Annotated in this window: 13 protein-coding genes; 5 read left to right on the forward strand and 8 right to left on the reverse strand. The window is 39.2% G+C overall.

What is annotated here, in order from left to right:
- Positions 1 to 33: 33 nt before the first annotated feature.
- Entirely contained in the window at positions 34 to 1044 is a 1011-nt protein-coding gene (gene iolG, locus CRO15_RS13850; RefSeq protein ID WP_097046436.1) for an inositol 2-dehydrogenase, read from the forward strand.
- A gap of 3 nt (positions 1045 to 1047) precedes the next feature.
- On the forward strand, positions 1048 to 2040 hold the full coding sequence (locus CRO15_RS13855) for an SMP-30/gluconolactonase/LRE family protein (protein WP_097046437.1): 993 nt from the start codon (positions 1048 to 1050) through the stop codon (positions 2038 to 2040).
- On the opposite strand, the gene CRO15_RS13860 is transcribed toward CRO15_RS13855, so the two are convergent.
- The 6 genes from CRO15_RS13860 to CRO15_RS13885 all read right to left on the reverse strand — a co-directional run bounded on the left by CRO15_RS13860 (position 2037) and on the right by CRO15_RS13885 (position 11595).
- Positions 2037 to 3449, reverse strand: coding sequence for a c-type cytochrome domain-containing protein (locus tag CRO15_RS13860; RefSeq protein ID WP_097046438.1), 1413 nt, complete (start codon positions 3447 to 3449; stop codon positions 2037 to 2039). The two genes, CRO15_RS13855 and CRO15_RS13860, sit on opposite strands and share 4 nt — an antisense overlap.
- Positions 3450 to 3452: 3 nt before the next feature.
- Complete coding sequence (locus tag CRO15_RS13865) at positions 3453 to 4370, reverse strand: beta-propeller domain-containing protein (RefSeq protein WP_097046641.1); 918 nt, start codon at positions 4368 to 4370, stop codon at positions 3453 to 3455.
- Positions 4371 to 4388: 18 nt separating this feature from the next.
- On the reverse strand, positions 4389 to 5837 hold the full coding sequence (locus CRO15_RS13870) for a DUF1501 domain-containing protein (RefSeq protein ID WP_243396969.1): 1449 nt from the start codon (positions 5835 to 5837) through the stop codon (positions 4389 to 4391).
- The gene (locus tag CRO15_RS13875; RefSeq protein WP_243396970.1) at positions 5837 to 8794 is read right to left on the reverse strand and encodes a PSD1 and planctomycete cytochrome C domain-containing protein; all 2958 of its coding nucleotides are present in this window, start codon (positions 8792 to 8794) and stop codon (positions 5837 to 5839) included. The genes CRO15_RS13870 and CRO15_RS13875 overlap by 1 nt, the downstream gene beginning before the upstream one ends.
- 84 nt (positions 8795 to 8878) lie before the next feature.
- Positions 8879 to 9883 carry a LacI family DNA-binding transcriptional regulator gene (locus tag CRO15_RS13880; protein WP_097046439.1) on the reverse strand — a complete coding sequence of 335 codons (1005 nt, stop codon included), beginning with the start codon at positions 9881 to 9883 and terminating at the stop codon, positions 8879 to 8881.
- A gap of 110 nt (positions 9884 to 9993) precedes the next feature.
- Positions 9994 to 11595, reverse strand: coding sequence for a LamG-like jellyroll fold domain-containing protein (locus CRO15_RS13885; protein ID WP_097046440.1), 1602 nt, complete (start codon positions 11593 to 11595; stop codon positions 9994 to 9996).
- 220 nt (positions 11596 to 11815) lie between these two features.
- Here CRO15_RS13885 and CRO15_RS13890 point away from each other — a divergent pair, with 220 nt between their 5' ends.
- The 3 genes from CRO15_RS13890 to CRO15_RS13900 all read left to right on the forward strand — a co-directional run bounded on the left by CRO15_RS13890 (position 11816) and on the right by CRO15_RS13900 (position 14129).
- Positions 11816 to 12718 carry a hypothetical protein gene (locus CRO15_RS13890; RefSeq protein ID WP_097046441.1) on the forward strand — a complete coding sequence of 301 codons (903 nt, stop codon included), beginning with the start codon at positions 11816 to 11818 and terminating at the stop codon, positions 12716 to 12718.
- A gap of 105 nt (positions 12719 to 12823) precedes the next feature.
- Complete coding sequence (locus CRO15_RS13895; RefSeq protein WP_133067249.1) at positions 12824 to 13426, forward strand: hypothetical protein; 603 nt, start codon at positions 12824 to 12826, stop codon at positions 13424 to 13426.
- A gap of 19 nt (positions 13427 to 13445) precedes the next feature.
- Positions 13446 to 14129 (forward strand): dioxygenase family protein, encoded by a 684-nt coding sequence (locus CRO15_RS13900; RefSeq protein WP_097046443.1) that lies wholly within the window; start codon positions 13446 to 13448, stop codon positions 14127 to 14129.
- Between the two features lie 11 nt (positions 14130 to 14140).
- Here the strand turns inward: CRO15_RS13900 and CRO15_RS13905 are convergent, their stop codons facing one another.
- Together CRO15_RS13905 and CRO15_RS13910 are read right to left on the reverse strand one after the other, a co-directional pair.
- A complete protein-coding gene (locus tag CRO15_RS13905; protein WP_243396971.1) occupies positions 14141 to 15172 on the reverse strand; it encodes an alpha/beta hydrolase in 1032 nt (343 codons plus the stop codon).
- Between the two features lie 9 nt (positions 15173 to 15181).
- Complete coding sequence (locus CRO15_RS13910; protein WP_097046445.1) at positions 15182 to 18499, reverse strand: VCBS repeat-containing protein; 3318 nt, start codon at positions 18497 to 18499, stop codon at positions 15182 to 15184.
- Positions 18500 to 18600 lie beyond the last annotated feature (101 nt).

Consider the following 18600-nt stretch of genomic DNA (forward strand, 5'->3'; position numbering starts at 1 on the left):
CTGTGAAACGTATTTTTATATAAACCAAGCCGCATGATAAAAATTGGAATTATTGGGGTGGGAAGAATGGGGAAAATCCACCTCGAGAACCTTTCCAGAAAAATTAAAGGGGTAGACTTGATTGCGGCGGTCAACCCAGGGGCGAAAGGTCAAAAATTTGCACTAAATTATGGGGTCAGAGATGTTTCGGATGACATAAACACCATAATTGAAAACTCTGAAATTGACGCCGTTGTCATCAGTTCACCTAGCGATACACATTCCGAATATGCGGTAATGGCTGCCCAAGCTGGAAAAGCAGTATTCTGCGAAAAACCCATTGATAAATCCCTAAAAAAAGCTAGTGAAACCATACACGTCATTGCTAATTTGAATGTTCCACTTATGATTGGTTTCAATCAACGGTTTGACACTAATTTTGCCAAAGTCAAGACTGCAATTTCCAAAGGTAAAATTGGAAGTTTGCGCAATTTACATATCATTAGCAGAGACCCCCAGCCCCCTCCTATCTCTTATATCAAAAAATCCGGCGGTCTGTTCAAGGATATGACCATTCATGATTTTGATATGGCCAGGTTTATCATGGGATGTGAAGTGGTTGAAGTTTTTGCCTATGGCAATTGTCTGGTTGACCCTGCCATCGGAGAAGCTGGAGATATTGACAGTGCTACAGTTTTGTTGAAATTTGAAAATGGCGCTATTGCTACCATTGAAAATAGCCGTGAGTCCAAATATGGGTATGATCAGCGTTTGGAGGTTTTTGGATCTAAAGGCGTCATCAAAGTGGACAATCCTCTAAAAAGTAATCTGCAAATGGCCACAGAAGACGGTATCTTATTGGATCACCATTTAAATTTTTTCATGGATCGTTACGAGGCTTCTTATCTTGAAGAAATAAAGGTCTTTGTTGATGCCCTCCAACATAACAAACCAATGCCCGTTTCTGGTGAGGATGGTCTCAAGGCCATGATATTGGCCAAGGCCGCCAATAAATCCCTGAAAGAAAACCGGCCCATACAAGTCGACACAATAAAAATCAATTGATCAATGAATTCAATCCACAAAATTTTAAGTCTGCTCGTAATTGTTATGATCTTAGCCGCATGCGATGAAAAGAAAAAGACTGAATCGCAACCAAAGACCTTCCAAACCGTTGGCAAAATTGAACGATTGGATAAAGCCTTGGATGAGGTCATTTCACCCAATGCGGTCATTGAAGTCTTATCCAATGGACATTCCTGGTCTGAAGGACCTATTTGGCTCAAGGATGAACAAAAGCTTATCTATACCGATGTTGGGCATCAAAAACTATATCAGTGGACCGAAAAAGACAGCGTTACGTTATATCTTGATATGAAGGATGCTAATCCGAATAAGCCAGGGCCCAGTGCGCTTTTGGTAGATCAAAATGATTCATTGGTCATTTTACGATACGGACATGGCGAAGCTGTGCGAATGAAAAGTTCAATTAGTAAGCCCATCAATGATTTTAATGTATTTGTAAACAATTATAACGGCATCAGATTTAACAATACCAATGACGCCACCTTCCACTCTAATGGAAATATGATTATGTCCGACCCACCTCCCGTTGAAGAAGGTGGTTTAAAGGCTGCCGTTTACAGTATAACTCCAAAAGGAGAAATCGAAGTTGTGACCGACACCCTTTCCAGTCCCAATGGCATTGCTTTTTCGCCCAATGAGAAAACCGTTTATATTGCCAACGCAGATTGGCAAAATGCCATTTGGGTAGCTGCCGATGTGGATGAAAATGGAGTTATCTCTAATGGTAGAAAGTTTTTTAACGCTACAGGTAATGCTCCCAAAGAAAAGGGCCATCCAGATGGATTGAAGGTCAATAAAAATGGAATCATTTTTGCCACGGGTCCTGGTGGGGTTTATATTTTAAATCCTGATGGAAAACATTTGGGCACTATTTTAAATGATGAGTTTAATACTAACTGTGTTCTAGATGATAAAGAAGAAGTCTTGTACATCACCTGTGGTCCTAAATTGATGCGCGTGAAGTTAAGGCCTTAAGGCTTTTCTTCAAAGACTATCTTCAAATCTGGATATTCCTTTCGAAGCTGAGCTACCGTTGCGCTATCTACTTTGGATTCTGAAAGGTAAAGTCTTTTTAAATTGGGGAGTTTGGGAATAAGCCAAACCAATCCATCAGAAACACCGGTTTTATACAGGTTAATCGATTCCAAGTTTTGCAATTGGGACAAATGCGCCAACCCATCATCAGAAATTGTATTACTGCCCAGGTTCAACTTTATCAAGTTTTCCAATTGCCCTACTTGTTCCAAATGGGTATTTTTGATTCCAGAATTGCTCAAGTTCAGCCAAATAATCTGGTCTTTTAATCCAAACAGCGTTTTTAGCGCTTGATCATTCAATTCCTGCTCGCTCAAACTAAAGTTTGCTTCCAAAAAATGATTGTCCATCATCAATTGATTCAAGATAAAACCATAGCTCAACAATGAGTCAACAACTGCTTTGTTGGGCACCTCAACTTGCTGGCTCAAAAGATTGTTCTTGTCCAGACCTAAGTATTTTTCGACCAAGTCCCGCATTTTTTCATCCGGCCCCATTTCAGTAAAATAGCCTTCGGCTGGCACATTCTTCTGAATCCACCAGCTAATTATGGCCACCTCATCATCAGATAATGGAGGTTTGCCCTCGGTCGGCATAAAGTCATCATGAGTTTCGGGAAGTGTAATACGTCTGTATAAATCACTTGTATTGGGGTCTCCCGGAACCACAACTTCACCGTTTTCTCCTCCCAAAGCAAGATTGGCATAAGAGGTTAGATCCAAATCCCCTTTCTTTTTATCATCGTTGTGACAGCTTACACAACGTCTGTCCATTATAGGCGAAATCAAATCCAGGTACACATCCGCAGAATCCAATACCGTCACTTTTTCCCTAGGAACAGCTTTATCGGGCATCCCGGCCAGATTCCGAACAACGTTTGGAGCGTATTCCAACAGATAGGTAGATCCATGGGTAAGGTTTCCACCCAAATGACCGGTATAAAAAATGGTAAATACAACCAGGGATATTAAAATAGGCCTTCCATAAAACGGAAGTTTCCATTGTTTTTTGTAAACGAAATAACAAACAAGAGAAAAAAGGAACACTGCAATGCCCAGCCATTTATGCCAGAACAGTGTATTCTCATTATAATCTCCTGAAAGGGAAAGAAAGTACCCGAAAAGCACAGCCACAAAAGCACTTATACTTCCCAAACCCCATAAATAATGTGTGTAATTTTTTAGGGGTCGAAATTTTGGCTTTCTGACAACCAGTTCTACCAAAGTGGCCAATAACAAAAACCCAATGGGCAAATGAACGACCAATGGATGTATTCTGCCCAAAAAAATCAGAAAATCCGAAGGCCTTTCCGCTACGCCACTATTCAACAAAACATCAAACAAATTCATTCTTTACTTAAGCGGTGCTCCTTTTAATGGTTTACCATTGGTGGTCAATATTTGAAAATGATGCGCCCTATGATCTTTATAGATCCATACAATATTCTTGTTTTTGTCCACTTCAAATAGCTTGATTCCTTTTTGTGCGCCATAACTTGCAATTACGGTATTGCCATTGGGCAATCGTTGTGCTCCACAGGGATCAACCAATGGGTCTCCTTCAAAAATAGAATTATCTATCTGCCAGATGATTTCTCCCTTAGCATCCAATTCCACAACTCTATTCCCATGGGTAAGCGTGACTAGGGTATTGCCATTTTTCATCCGAATCGCTGTAAACGGCCATGTCTCCGCTTTTCGACCTCCAAACTCTGCAAAATCAGTTTTAAAAGTGTTTATAATGGTTCCATCCGGTTGGTATTCCTTAACTGCGAAGGCCAATAAATGCGGGACTAGGTAATTCCCATTCTTTAATTTTCTGGCCATTCGCGTCTGCATATGCACATTGTCCGTTTCAGGTTGGAGCGGAATGCTTTTCACCTCCTCACCCTTTTTATTGATTTCAACAATTCTTGGATGTGTTCCCGATTCGGTAATCATCGTATTGCCATTGGAAAGACGAACCGCAGTACCAAATTCCATATCTTCTTCCGACCTTTTGTAGTTAAGTATAACTTCCCCTTTTTTGTTGTACTCCCGTACCTCATCAGCCCAACAAATCAAGATGTTTCCATTTTTGAGCACGTAGCCATCTCTAGCACTCGGTTTCTTGGAATCCCAAACTACCTCACCCGCTTCGCCAATAATTCCTGTGAATTGTGGCCCAGCAATAAAAAATGAATGACTAATGCTTGAAGGGGATTGTTGCCCAGCTAAAAGAAGGGGTATGAGTAAAAAGGAGATTAATCCAACCTTTAAAGTTGATTTCATTTTCATTTGATTTCTTTTTTATGCTAAAACATCTTTGATTACATGCCCGTGCACATCTGTTAACCTCATGTCCCTACCTCCAAAACGGAAGGTAAGGTGTTCATGATCTATCCCCATCAAATGCATAATGGTGGCATGAAGGTCGTGTACCGTAACTTCATTTTCAATGACCCGATAGCCGTATTCATCTGTTCTTCCAAAAATAGTCCCTCCTTTAATACCAGCACCCGCCATCCACATGCTGAATGCAGATGGATTATGGTCTCGCCCATCTGTTCCTTGAGCAAACGGGGTTCTTCCAAATTCGCCGGTCCAAACCACTAAAGTTTCCTCAAGCATTCCCCTGGATTTAAGATCCTTGATCAATCCGGCAATAGGTTGATCCACGGCGTGGGCATTTTTTTCATGACCGTCTTTTAAATCTCCATGTTGGTCCCAGCGATCAGCGCTTACTTTAGGACATGTCAATTCTATAAACCTGACACCTCTTTCAACCAATCTACGTGCCAACAAACATTGGGCGGCATATCCTCTGGTGTGTGGGTCATCGGAGTCAAAACCGTATAACTTCTTGGTTGCTTCGGTTTCTTCCTTGAATTCGGTTAATTCAGGAATTGAAGACTGCATTTTATAGGCCAACTCATAATTTGAGATTGCCGATTCTATGGCATCTGCTTCTCCAAGTGCTTCCAACTGTTTATCATCCAACTGTTTGATGAAATCCAACTTTCGCTCTTGAAGGTTTGGAACATTTTCCTTTGGAATAATATTGGCCACAGGTTGCGGACCAGCCCTTAGTATCGATGCCTGGTACGAAGCGGGTAAAAATCCATTTTTAAAGTTGTCCAATCCCCCAGGCGGAATCAATCCACCATCCAAAACCACATAACCGGGAATGTTCTTGTTCTCACTTCCCAAGCCATAGGTCATCCATGATCCCATGCTTGGCCTTCCTTGCAATCCACTTCCGGTATGCAAAAAGTAATTGGCATTGGTGTGCTCTGGAAATTGGGAGGTCATCGACCTTATCAAAGCAATATCATCCACACAAGTGGCTATATGTGGAAAGAGGTCACTGACAGGCATGCCACAATCTCCATATTGTTTAAAATCCCAAGGGCTTTTCAGAATCTTTCCCACATTATCGAACTGGGTAGCATCTACCTTGAATTTTTTTCTGGGATCTTGTCCGTTCTCTTTGGCCAATCTTGGTTTGGGGTCAAAGGAATCCACTTGTGAAACACCCCCATCCATATACAGGAAAATGACATTTTTGGCTTTTGGTAGATGATGAGGCCCTAAAAGTAAATTGGAACTTGAATCCAGCGCAGTTTTGGAACGACTGCAGGAAAAAGTTGTAGCTCCAAACAGGCTCATAAAAGCAAGAGAACCAAATCCACCTTTGCATATGGTCAGCATTTCACGCCGTGAAAGTGGTCTCTGCATAAAATTGTGGTACTTGCTCATTAGATTAGGTATATAAATTCTTTTAGGTTAAAAATACTATGGCAATACTCCTTCCACACTTCCAAATCCCTGTTTTCATCAGCTCCATCCATATCTTTCATTTCTTCAATGGCAGCCATAAATTGCGAAGCATTTTCAATTTCTTTTTCAGTGGGTTTTCTCGAAAACATCTGCATATAGATCCATTCAATCTTTTGATCAAAGGATAAATTCTTTTGTGCCAATAATTTTCCAGCCATAATCTCTGATTGCTGAATCACGAAAGGGTCGTTCATCAAGATCAGTGACTGAGCGGGCACATTGGTCACATCACGCCTTCCAAAAGTGGTAAATGGAATTGGACGGTCAAAAGTGGTCATCATAGGCTCCAAAAAGTTTCGTCTTACCTCTTGATAGATACTTCTTCGACCAGCACCATCCAACGGCCCAGATTCCTCTGGCATTCCCCTACCTCTCATAAATTGAGTTAAATACGTTGGAATTGGAGGGCCGTAAAGTGTTGAGTCCAAACTTTGAGCCGCCGAAAGAATTCCATCGCGAATGGCTTCTGATTCCAATCTTCTTATGGGAAATGATGCTAAAAATATATTGTTCGGATCTTTATTAGAAGGTTCAAAATCATTTAAGGTACTTCTTTTAAAGGTTTCCGAAGTAACAATGTACTTGATCATATTTTTAATTGACCAACCTTCGTCTTGAAACTTGATGGCCAAATGATCTAATAATTGAGGGTGTGACGGCAGTTTTCCCTGAAGTCCAAAATTATCCACAGTCTCAACAATTCCTTTTCCAAAAAGATGGTGCCAAATACGATTGACCATCACCCTCGAGGTAAGTGGGTTGTCTCCATGGAGCATAGCTTCGGCCAATTCCAATCGTCCACTTCCCTTGGACTGAAAAGGAATATCTCCCTGTGGAAGTGCTGACAAAAACCTTCTTGGAATATTCTCTTCTGAAGGTTCTTGATATCTACCTCTGATAAAAACCGGGCTGTCAGTGGCTGATCCATCTGACACGCCATAGATAAACGAATTGTCTTTTAAGGGTTTGGACAACTTCCTGCTGTCAATTGCGGCTACCAATTCTGGGAACTGAAGTTTTAACCTTCCATTTTTGATATGGGCATTGATTGCCTTGATTCCATCCAAGGAAAAATCTTTAGAGGGTTTCTCCTTGTTTGAAGTCTCTACCTCCCTAGGCCATTCCGAATCATAGGAAATTGCATATTGAGCTTCAATAAAAGCTTTTGGTGGCAACCTAAAATTATGTTGGTCATAAATTCCAGGGAGAATTTCAATGTAAGCCTTGTGTCCTTTCCATGGCTCAACATTGAACTTATAATTATTCCATTTGGCGCTACTCACGGATTGGGTAAGTCCGCCATAAATGGGCCATTGTATCAACTGAAAGTTGTCAACTATAATTCTAATGGTACTTTGTTCTCCCCTAGCCCGCACACCTATGAAATCGGAATCCAAAATGAAATCTGGTGATCGCAAAGTTCCCATAACGCCAGGCTCAAAAATCCTGCTTGATGCCTTTCCTTCTTCCAATGACAACAACTTTCCTGAGAAGGTTTGCAAAATAGGATATCCCAAAGTTGTTCCATCTCCAAAGGCCAATCCAGTGGTTGCCCATCCATCAAAATCCGTATTTCTAAAATCTCCAATCATTTTATAGCCGTTAACAGCATCCAAATTTGGTTTTTTATTAGATGTTATTTGGCTGGATAGTTCTTCAGTGATTTTTTCAGCAACGGTGGTTTTTACGTAGCTATTTATGTCCAATATTTCTTTAGCCGTAAGCTCTTTTGAAACAGATTGGTCTGCATTTAATGGCGTAAATCGGGTGCTTTCCATAACACCGTACATTGCATAATAATCCGCCGCGGTAATGGGATCAAATTTGTGGTCATGGCATTTTGCACAGGAAACCGTAAGCCCCTGAAAGGTCTTTGTTGTCACATCAATCATATTATCAATGCGATTGGCCTCATCTTGTTTAATGTCAACTGGGCTATGGGTACCCTCACCCATGGCATAAAATGCCGTTGCGATCTGAGATTCTAAAATTCCGGTTTCGGAATCGTATCTTTTTTCCTCCAAAACGTCTCCTGCCAAGTGTTCTTTCAACAACTGATCATAAGGGAGGTCATTATTAAATGCCCTTATGAGATAATCTCTGTATTTCCAAGCCCCGGTAATGGCATAATCAAATTCATGCCCTTTGGTTTCCGCATACCTTACCAAATCCATCCAATGTCTGGCCCATCTTTCACCATAGGCAGGAGAATTTAGATAATAATCCACCATTTTCCCATACGCGTCTTCAGAGGTATCGGAAATATACGCCTTAACGTCTTTTGGTGCAGGCGGAAGTCCCGTCAATAGATAGGCTACTCTTCTAATAAGCGTATTCTTGTTCGCTAATGGTGCTTTTGTAAGCTCTTTTTGTTCTAATTGCCGATCTACGAACAAATCAATTCTTGCATTCTTATCTGCCTCATTTATAATGGGTGTAATGAACGACCAATGCGGTTTCCATTCCGCACCTTGTTTAATCCATTTTTCTAAAAGGGCTTTTTCCCTTTGGGTTAGCTTGCTGTTGGTTTCGGGCGGAGGCATGATCTTGTCCTCATGTTCATGATTTATCCGAAGCATCAACTGGCTTTTACTTGGCTTTCCAGGCACTACGGCAAAGCCACCTTCTTTTAATTCAGCTGTTGCTCCTTCATAAGTATCCAATCTTAGCTCCGCTTTACGACTGCTAGGATCAGGACCATGGCATAAATAACAGTTTTGAACCAATATGGGACGAATATGAAAGTTAAAGTCCACTGTTTTCGGTAGTGGTTCATAGTTGGAATTTGAATTACCGCAAGAAAACAGGATGGCAGGCAACACACAAAGTGCTACTATTCTTCCAACATTTCTGATACCATCTATGAATTTGAACATAGTAGTCAAGTTATAAAATTCTTTTGATCGGAAAGTTTCTTTGTTCATTTCAAATGCTCACGTGTGCTATGTGTTTCAAAAAATTTACACTGACCCTCGATATATAATTTTTGGTTCTATTATCTTCTTTTCAAAATTCAAGGAGCCATTGTTTATCTGTACTAATAACAGCTCAAATGAACTAGCTACCATTAAAGGAATGGACTGTTGTACTGTTGTCAGTTCTGGTTCGCATGCAATTCCCATTGGATCATTGTCAAATCCAATCACGGCAACGTCGTTCGGGACTTGAATTCCTTTTTTCTTCAAAAATTTGATGACACCTATCCCAATTTCATCCCTAACCGCCAATATTCCATCAGGTTTTTCCTCCAAATTCATTAATCTTTCTGCATGGGCAAAACCATCTTTCATAAAAAAGCCTCCTTCTACGACCAATTCATCATCAGATGGCAAATCATTATCCTGTAGTGCTTGTTTATATCCTTCCAAACGATCTCGAAATATTTGATGTTTGTAATGTGTGGAAATGTATGCAATCCGTCTTTTCCCAGAATTGATCATCGCCGTAACTGCTTCATATGCTCCTTGAAAGTTATTCACCAACACTTGCGAAGCTAAGGTTTCCTTTGGCGCCCTATCAAAAAACACGTAAGGTATGTTCTCTTCTTTCAACACCTCAAAATGACTTGCCTGAACAGTATCTTTGGTCACCGAAGCAACAACCCCTGCCACTCTATATCCTATTAGTGAATCAATAATATCTTTTTCAAGTCCTGGTTTCTCTCCAGATTGAAAAATCATGACGGTATATCCTGCGTCTTTTGCTGTTTCCATAAAATCAGAGACAAACTTTGCAAAAAAGTAAGGTCGTAAATCTGGCACTACCACTGCCAACACATTACTACGTTTGTTCCGAAAGTTTTGTGCCAAACGATTGGGCTTATACCCCAACTCATTGGCTTTCTGCTTTATAAGCACTTTTGTCTCCTCTTTTACCGAGCCAGTGTCTCTTAAAGCTCGGGAGACCGTTACATGATGAATTCCGAGTTCACGGGCCACATCTTTTATTGTAACGGTGCTTTTCATTTAATGAGTTTCAGATACAAATATAAAATGCTCACGTGAGCTTTACAAGTATTCCTAAAAAATTATTGCTAAACACATCCCCTGAACACCAACATTCTTTTAATAGGCAATTATTCCACTCGAAAAACTGTAATCACTCCTGCATGATCGGAAGGAAACATTATAGGGTGGTAATCTATAACCTTGGACTCTATTGCACTTAGGGTTTTACCTTGATAATAGACATAATCAATCCTATCCCTTAATCCATATTTGGTTGAAGAAGTTGCTGCTCGCGGTGTCCATGTAAACCCGGGATCAAGTAATGGATTTAGATGTAATTCGCGATAACTATCAATGAACCCAGATTTCACCATTAATTTACTCACCGGCCATTCCACAACCGTATTATAATGGATTGCTTTAGTTTCCTCATTCCAATCCAGGTGCGACCCTCCATTAAAATCCCCGGCCATAATTACAGGTATGTTTGTAGTATTTTTTAAATATGGCTTTATTTCTTTAATAATCTCCTTTATTTCAGCATATCGGGTCTCTCCTTCATCAATTATCAATTCTTTTGGAGTTTTGTTCTCCTCTATAATGCCTTTGCCATAATCTGGTAGGTAATGTAACCAGGCATCAAAAAAAATGAGTTCTTTTTCCTTCCCAATTTTTAGTTTGGCTCCACCAAAATTAAAAGGCTTAAATGCCGTAATGGTCTCCGAAATAGGATAACGACTCATTATGGATAAATTAGAACTTATCAAATAAAAATAATATCCCAAAGAATCCGCAATAATCTCTCCTGAACCATAGGTTTCCACAAGTCCAATTATATCCGCATTAGTTGATTTAATGGTTTCAATAACACGTTGCAACCCCACGACCTCACCATATCTGTGTCCGCCATGCCAAATATTCCATGACAATACCTTTAAATGTTGAGGCTCAAAGCTTTCATCATTACCAAATGTTGTTGGATAAAAAAGGGTATATTCTTTATGTACTTCCCCCGGTGTTATTGTCCTATCCCATATTTTCACTTCATCCAAAAAACCATTAAAAGCGTTCCATTGACCGTTGGACCCATATTCCCATTTTTCATCAGACCCTCCAATAACGGTAGCTAGATCCGTATTGAAATCTCCAATGCCCGGGGTGTTATAAATGGCCGTGTTCTTTCCATCAAAATACATCCAAATTTCTTGTTTCTCGCGATTGACGGTGAAAACGACTTGGTGCCACTCTCCATCATTCACTCTTTGTCTTTGAGCTGTTGGCCTATAATGATGTTCACCTTTCCCATCATTCAAAATCAATGCCCATGCTCCATTTTCTCTAGTATAAACCTGCCACCCTTTTGTCGTTAAATCATTCGCCTTTTTATTTCCCAATATCGGTGTACCCATTAGAGCATTGGGCAAGGTCTTAACCCATATTTGGATAGAGAATGATGTTTCTTCGGTAAACGAAATTATTTCTTCTTTCTTCAGTTTTACCGGTCTTCTTAATGCAGCATTGGCAGAAAGATCCAGCGCTCTTCCAGTTAACCCCTTTGCATATTGGGACTGTAATAAGTCTACCATATAAACTGCATCCTCTTTTTGAATGATGGTTTCATTAAATCCATGGGTGTCAAAATCTAAATGGAAAATAGGGTTCTGAGCCTTTAAAATACCTAGACCCCATACAAAGGTGATAACACTAACTAAGATTTTTGGTAGATTCATTCAGTTTGGTTTTATGTTGTTTACATACAAATAAGATGTCCAAAGTACAGATATTCCTTTTTAAAATTTTGGTTTTTGACATAAAAAAAGGCTTGGCCAATATAATTTCAGCAAAACGTACTGATCTCTAAAAAACCCCATTTTCAAGTTTTATATTTTTCTTAACAATTAAAAAATAGGGTGATTAAAAGTGTTCCTGTTGTGATAAAAACAAAAGACGATGCACACAACATTAAACATCATAAAGATTATTCAAATTTTCAGGATTTCACCATTCATTCTCGCACTTTCCTTGGGCACAAGTTTCTTATCCTGTTCCAAAGACGATGATCCTTCAATCCAAGATCCATCCACAAGCATCAATCCTGGCAATGATCCAAATTTTAAAATAGTTGCCAACATCGATGCTGGATTCAGAAATTTCAACAGAAAGGTTATTGTTTTTGATATTCCCATTTATGCTGTCAAAGCTGTAGAGGACAATAAACTGTTGCACGCTGCCAATCTAATGGCGCAATATTTGGACAATAACGAAGACGGCATAATTGACAATGCAACGGTCCACAATTCCATGAAAACCAACAAAGCATTTCTATTTATGTGGAAAACGGAGGCAGATAGGGACAATTTCAATCCGCCAAGTGGATTTTCCGTGGGGCAAGATTTAGGGGCAGATGAAACCGTACCCAAATGGCATACCAATGGCCATACAGGCACTTTTGATGCTGCTATTGAGGAGGTATGGCATATAATAACCAATGGAGGTCATGAAAGAGCGTATCCAAACATATTTAGTTCACAATCTGGTTCTGTGATCAGTGAAGCCATGGATGTGGCCAGAGGTGGAAATTTTCAGACCCCACCCTCATCGTACCCAACAAATGCTTGGTACACTTATGATGACACCACCTGTGACTACAATTGCCAAGTTGGGGAATACCTGTATTGGGTGATGAGCTCTATGTTAGGTGCCCAGGAAAATAGATTGAATGAGATTGATAATGAATGGAAACTCAACACCAGAGCTAAGGTCGAATCAGGGGATGTCAAAGCTTGGGCGATATTTACCAATCCTATTTATAAAATGCCTACGGTGCTACCAGATGGCACCTATAAAAGATAAACATTGTGTTTGTTTTTGTTTAAAAGTGTTGCGGGCTGCTATGGTTTTTTGGGTTAGTTGGCAGCCCGTCAACCACAAGAAAAGTAATCAACAATACATAAAATCATGATAAAAAACATCCTATTCTTATTTTTGGCATTTGGCCTTTTGACTTCGTGTGAAAAGGATGATTCCATTGACAATTCCTCCAAAAGACAATTTGGTATATTCAAATTATTGGACGACAACAACACTATAGAAATGAATGGCACAATTGGAAGTTCCTCGCTTAAGGATTTCAATAGACTACATGCCAACCACACTACAGTAAAGACAATCAATATTATAAATTGTGATGGTTCCTCGGACGACACGGTAAATTTACTATTATCTAAACGTGTTCATGATTTAAGTCTAAGCATCCATATTTTAGATAATGGCACCATAGCCTCGGGAGGTGTTGATTTTTTTCTGGCCGGAAAAAAAAGGACTCGCGGCAAGAACACTAAAATTGGGGTACACTCATGGTCAGATGGCACCAATGAAGCTACTAATTTTCCAGTAGGCCATGCCAACCATTTACCATATATCAATTACTACAAATCCATAGGATTTACACAGAAACAAGCTGAGGATTTCTATTATTTCACCATTAATGTAGCATCCGCGGCAAACATTCATTGGATGACTAGTGAGGAGATAGAAAAGTACGGTATAATCAAAGAATAATCATTAACATTCAATACAAATGGAACGTAAAAAATTTATTCAAAAATTGGGAATTGGGGTAGTAACCCCAATATTGACCACTTCTTTCATGTCTTGTGATAAGGGTGATGACATTGAAAACATGACCCCAAACACATGCTCTCCATCACCATCAGAGACTGCAGGTCCTTTTCCTATAAAAAGCCCGACAGAAAGGGTACGTGAAAATATTATAGGAAACCGTGCTGGGATACCTTTAGTAATTAATTTCACCATACAAAACTCCAATAACAATTGTAATCCTCTGGAAGGTGTTTTTGTTGATATTTGGCAGTGTGATTCCAAGGGCAATTATTCTGAGTACAGTGATCAATTGGATGGTAATTTCACCAATGAACACTTTTTAAGAGGTCGACAAACAACAGACGCCAAAGGTCAGGTTACTTTTACAAGTATTTATCCAGGTTGGTATCCTGGGCGGGCACCTCATCTTCATCTTGAAATAAAAAGGGGAAATGCCTCATTGTTGGTCACCCAGGTCGCATTTCCAGAAAATGTTTCCAAAATCGTGTATGCCACATCCAATTATAAGGGTGATTTTGACACTGCCAATACCAATGATGGAGAATTTAGGGATTCCCTATCCCAAAATTTGGCAGATTCTGTTACTGGAGATACCGCTAATGGATACACCTTAAAAAAAGTAATAACAGTTGCGGGCTAAGAGCCTGATAATTATTGTGGTCTAAGCTCCAAAATATCTTCCAAAAATCGATTTGTTTCGTTTTGAACGGATTTTAAATCTTTGGAGGTTATGTAACTTGTCATTACATGATCTCCAACATTGGGAAAGGCCACTTTTCTTTTAATGGAAGAGTCTGTGCCCAATTCATCATACATTTTTAGCATGGCAGGAACTGATACCACATTGTCCTGAATGGAATCATTCTTATAGAAATAGCCTAAAAACAAAGGCTGGTTTACTTCCTGAAAAGTCTCTGAATTCATGGTGTTATCCACCAAGGCTTGTAAATGGGTCAATGCCTCTACCCTATATTTGCTTGTCCAGTATTTTTTTTCTTCCTCTGTTGATTCGGAGATATGATAATCCCCTTTTTTTACGGCTTTGGCCAATTGCACACCCCATGGACCAGTCAATAGCTTTGCGTTTTTGTCGTAAATCTCAATATTTGGGGAATACAATAAGATTCCAACGATATCTTCATCACCCTTAGCTAGGTGCAACGCCAAAGTGCCTCCGGTAGAAGTAGCCATAACAATCACTTTATTACCCATTTGCTTGGCTACCGATATGGCTTCTTTGGCAGAATCCAGTAGTTCGTTTGCCGTTAGGTTTAACATGGCTTCTTTTTCAATAAGTCCATGTCCGGCCAACCGGGGCAGGTAAAGATTACATCCATAACGTTGAGCGGTTTTAATATGCAATGGATTCCCCTCCATTCTACTGGCCGACCAACCGTGCAAATACACAATGCTGTATGCTGTTTTGGTCGGGATGCTATCAAACCAAACAATTTTCGCCTCATTATCAGCTTTAATGTTTGAAATAGCTTTTTCCCGATTATTGATTCCCTGTTCCAATTGAACTAAATCTGAGCTTACCTGCGGAAGTGTGATGTCGAGGTTTGGCTTTTCAACTTTTGGTCCAAGAATATAGACGAGTGCAAGAATCGCAAACAGTAGAAATATGCCTTTTAATACTTTGAAAAATACTTTCATTGGGGTGTCCTGTGAGAATTTACCCAAAAGTACCGTTTATCCTTTGATTTTTACAAATTGCAGATAATCAGAATTTTTAGCAATTACAATATACCTTTCCCCAGAAATTTCAATGGATTGCATGTCCTTTACATCCCCTGTGGCATAAAATCCGTTGTATCTACCTTCAATGCATTCAAATCCTCCTTTTCCATCACCTGTTAAAAGCAGTCCATTTCCCGCATCATTTCTTGGTGTTTCAACTTCTGAGCTGTGTAGATTGCCAGCGATTAGGACATCCAAATAACCATCCTTGTTGTAATCATCAATAAGTATTTGATTAATAACGGATAATTGTGCCAAATTGGGAAGTTTATGACTAATGAATTTACCGTCTTTATTTTCCAAATAGACACTTGCAAAGGATTTAACTTGATAGTGCAAAGATTCTTTTAAATGGTCTTCGGTATAAACATCTGTAAGTGTGGCTTCTGAAAAAGATTCATAATCTTTAAATTTCTGCTTAATCCCTGGCATTTGTTGTGATGAACATTCCCTTCCCCTGACGGGGAATTTTTCACCTTCATTAAAATAACTCAATACAATATCATTAGTATTATTGTTGTCAAAATCATTGAAATAGACATCAAAAGTCTCATTTTCATTTGCTTTATATTTATAATTGAGACCAAGATTTCCAATAATAAAATCTTTATCACCATCATTGTCAAAATCTCCTTCCTTAACACTGAACCACCATCCTCTAGAATCCTCAAGACCATATTCTTTGGTAACATCCGTAAAATATCCTTCATCGTTTTTAAGCAGGGTAATTGGCATCCACTCTCCTACAATTATTAGATCTGTCCAACCATCATTGTCAAAATCTGTCCATGAAGCATCTGTAACCATTCCTATTTTTTGAAGTGAGGGCGCAATCTTGGCTGTAGCGTTCACAAACTTTGGAATTCCTTTTTCGCTCACATTTTCTAAAATATAACTGTTCGCAGGTAATGGGTAATTGCCCGGAACTAATCTTCCTCCCACAAAAAGATCTAAATCTCCGTCACGATCATAATCAAAACTATGTACCCTTGATCCGCTAGCAATCATATTTGGGAGCGCTATATCAGATTTTTCAAATTTTCCTGAACCATCATTTACATAAAGTCTATCCTGAAGCATCTTAGAATTGGATGAAAACTCATTTCCCCCACTAACAATATAAATGTCATTATCATCATCATTATCGGCGTCAAAAATGTGGATACCCATATCCTCATGTCCACTTCCAGCAGTAAAGACATCCATCTCAACCTTCTCAAATCCTTCTTCTTTTTGAAAGAATATTGCAGTCTTGTTCTGAGATGAACCACCCACAATTAAATCGTCCAAATTATCCATATTGAGGTCGCCTACGGCCACATTGGGACCAAACATGGATGTTTGATGTGGCAGTAAAATTTCTTTATCAAAATCATTATAATAATTTTCTATGTGCCTATGGTGTACCACTAAAGAGGTATCAACCATCTGTTGAAACATCTTTTCCGACGCAGATAGTTTGTTCCGGGTTTCATGTTGGTTTCCAGCTTCCAAATAATCAATGATCACCAAAGAATTTACCTGAGGTTTCTTTACAATTTGAACCTTATGATCAGGCCAAACAATTTTAATCGAGTCAATTTTTGGGGAATCTCCCAAACCAAAATGCAATTGTGGAGCTACTGAGGACTGAAATCCCCTGGTCAATGTCATTTCTTGATACTGCTGATCGCTTTTATTGAATAAAGTAGCCTTTGTCCCAATTCCTAAAGGGTTTTTATCCGTACCCTTGAATTTTATAGTTATGTGGTTGTTGAATTCAGAGCTTTTGTTTTCAAAAATAGTGGCATGGTCATCTATATTGTTGGTCACAATTTCCAAATCTCCATCATTATCCAAATCAACATAAACGGAACCGTTTGAAAATCCTTTATGTTCAATACCCCATGCTTTGTTCGTACGCTCAAAGGTTAGATCTCCATTATTCTTGAACGCAAAATTGTCTATTTTTTCTGATGGAATGGCGAGACTTTTTGCCAGAGTACTATCCTTATGCACTCCAATCTGATCAATTTTTTTGAAGTAATCCCTATTGTTGATTTCCCTTCTTGTTCCGTTGGAAATAAAAATATCTTTCCAGCCATCATTATCCAAATCGGCAAACAAAGGTCCCCAGCTCCAGTCTGTTGATGATACTCCTGCAAGGCGGGAAACATTGCTGAAATCGGGTAAGGAATCCAAAAGGTTTCCATTGTTCATTTGAAGACTGTTCTGCATGTATTGGTAATGAAATCCTGCATTCACCGTACCCCAAAACAAAGCTGGGTTCATACTTGCCATATTTGCCTTGGCCCTACGGTTGACCTGCGCAGTCATATCAACCTGAAGGATGTCTAACAACAAATCATTATTGAAATCGGCAATATCTACCCCCATTCCATAAAATGAAGTATTCTTAGTTACTTTTCTTACTTGCTCACTAAAGGTTCCATTCTTATTATTAATGAAAAGATAGTCTGGTGTGCTAAAATCATTGGAAACATATATGTCCGGCCATCCATCTTGATTAAGGTCACCTACGGTTGCACTTAGAGAAAGACCAAACGTTTTTAGCCCTGCTTTTTGAGTTACATCTATAAACTTGCCATTCTCATTTTTAAAAAGTCTATCAGTTTCCAAGGGCTTTGGGAACTTCTGCTTCATTGCATAATGAAAATTTGGGGCATTGAACGGAGTTGGAGGGTAATTGGCCACATAGAGATCTAAATCTCCGTCAAGGTCGTAATCAAAAAAAGTGGCTTGAACACTGTTACTGGGATCATCAATGCCATATTCTTTTGCTTGCTCGGAAAATGTGTTATCTCCATTATTAATAAAAAGTTGGTTCTCTTTGGGTTCAAATTTTCCACCTACAGAACAATAAATATCCAAATAACCATCATTGTTCACATCGCTCATTGTTGAGCCAGTGTACCATCTTGAATCACCAGAAATTCCAGCTTGTTCTGTAATATCTTCAAATTGTAGATTCCCTTTGTTCAGATACAGTTTGTTCGACACCATGTTTCCTGTAAAGAAAAGATCGATCAGCCCATCATTGTTAATGTCTCCAGCAGAAACCCCACCACCCATATAGATATATGCATAGGTGAAATAATTTAGGGAATCATTTTCCGTAAGGTTGTTGGCAAAACTGACACCTGTTCTATCATGATCCAGTTTCTCAAATATTTTCTTTTGATGGATTTTCGTAGTGTTTTCAACCTTTTTACACGTGATGCAGGACAAGGCCAAAAGGAAGAAGCAACTATTTCTAACAATGATATGCATTACTGGGAATTTGAACTATATTATGATTAGACCTGGAAATCGTTATAAAAAGAACAGGGCATTTTAATAAAATGCCCTGTTCAGCAAAACTTAAACTAATA

This window comes from Flagellimonas pacifica (genome assembly GCF_900215465.1).
In the GTDB taxonomy this organism is placed as follows: domain Bacteria; phylum Bacteroidota; class Bacteroidia; order Flavobacteriales; family Flavobacteriaceae; genus Flagellimonas; species Flagellimonas pacifica.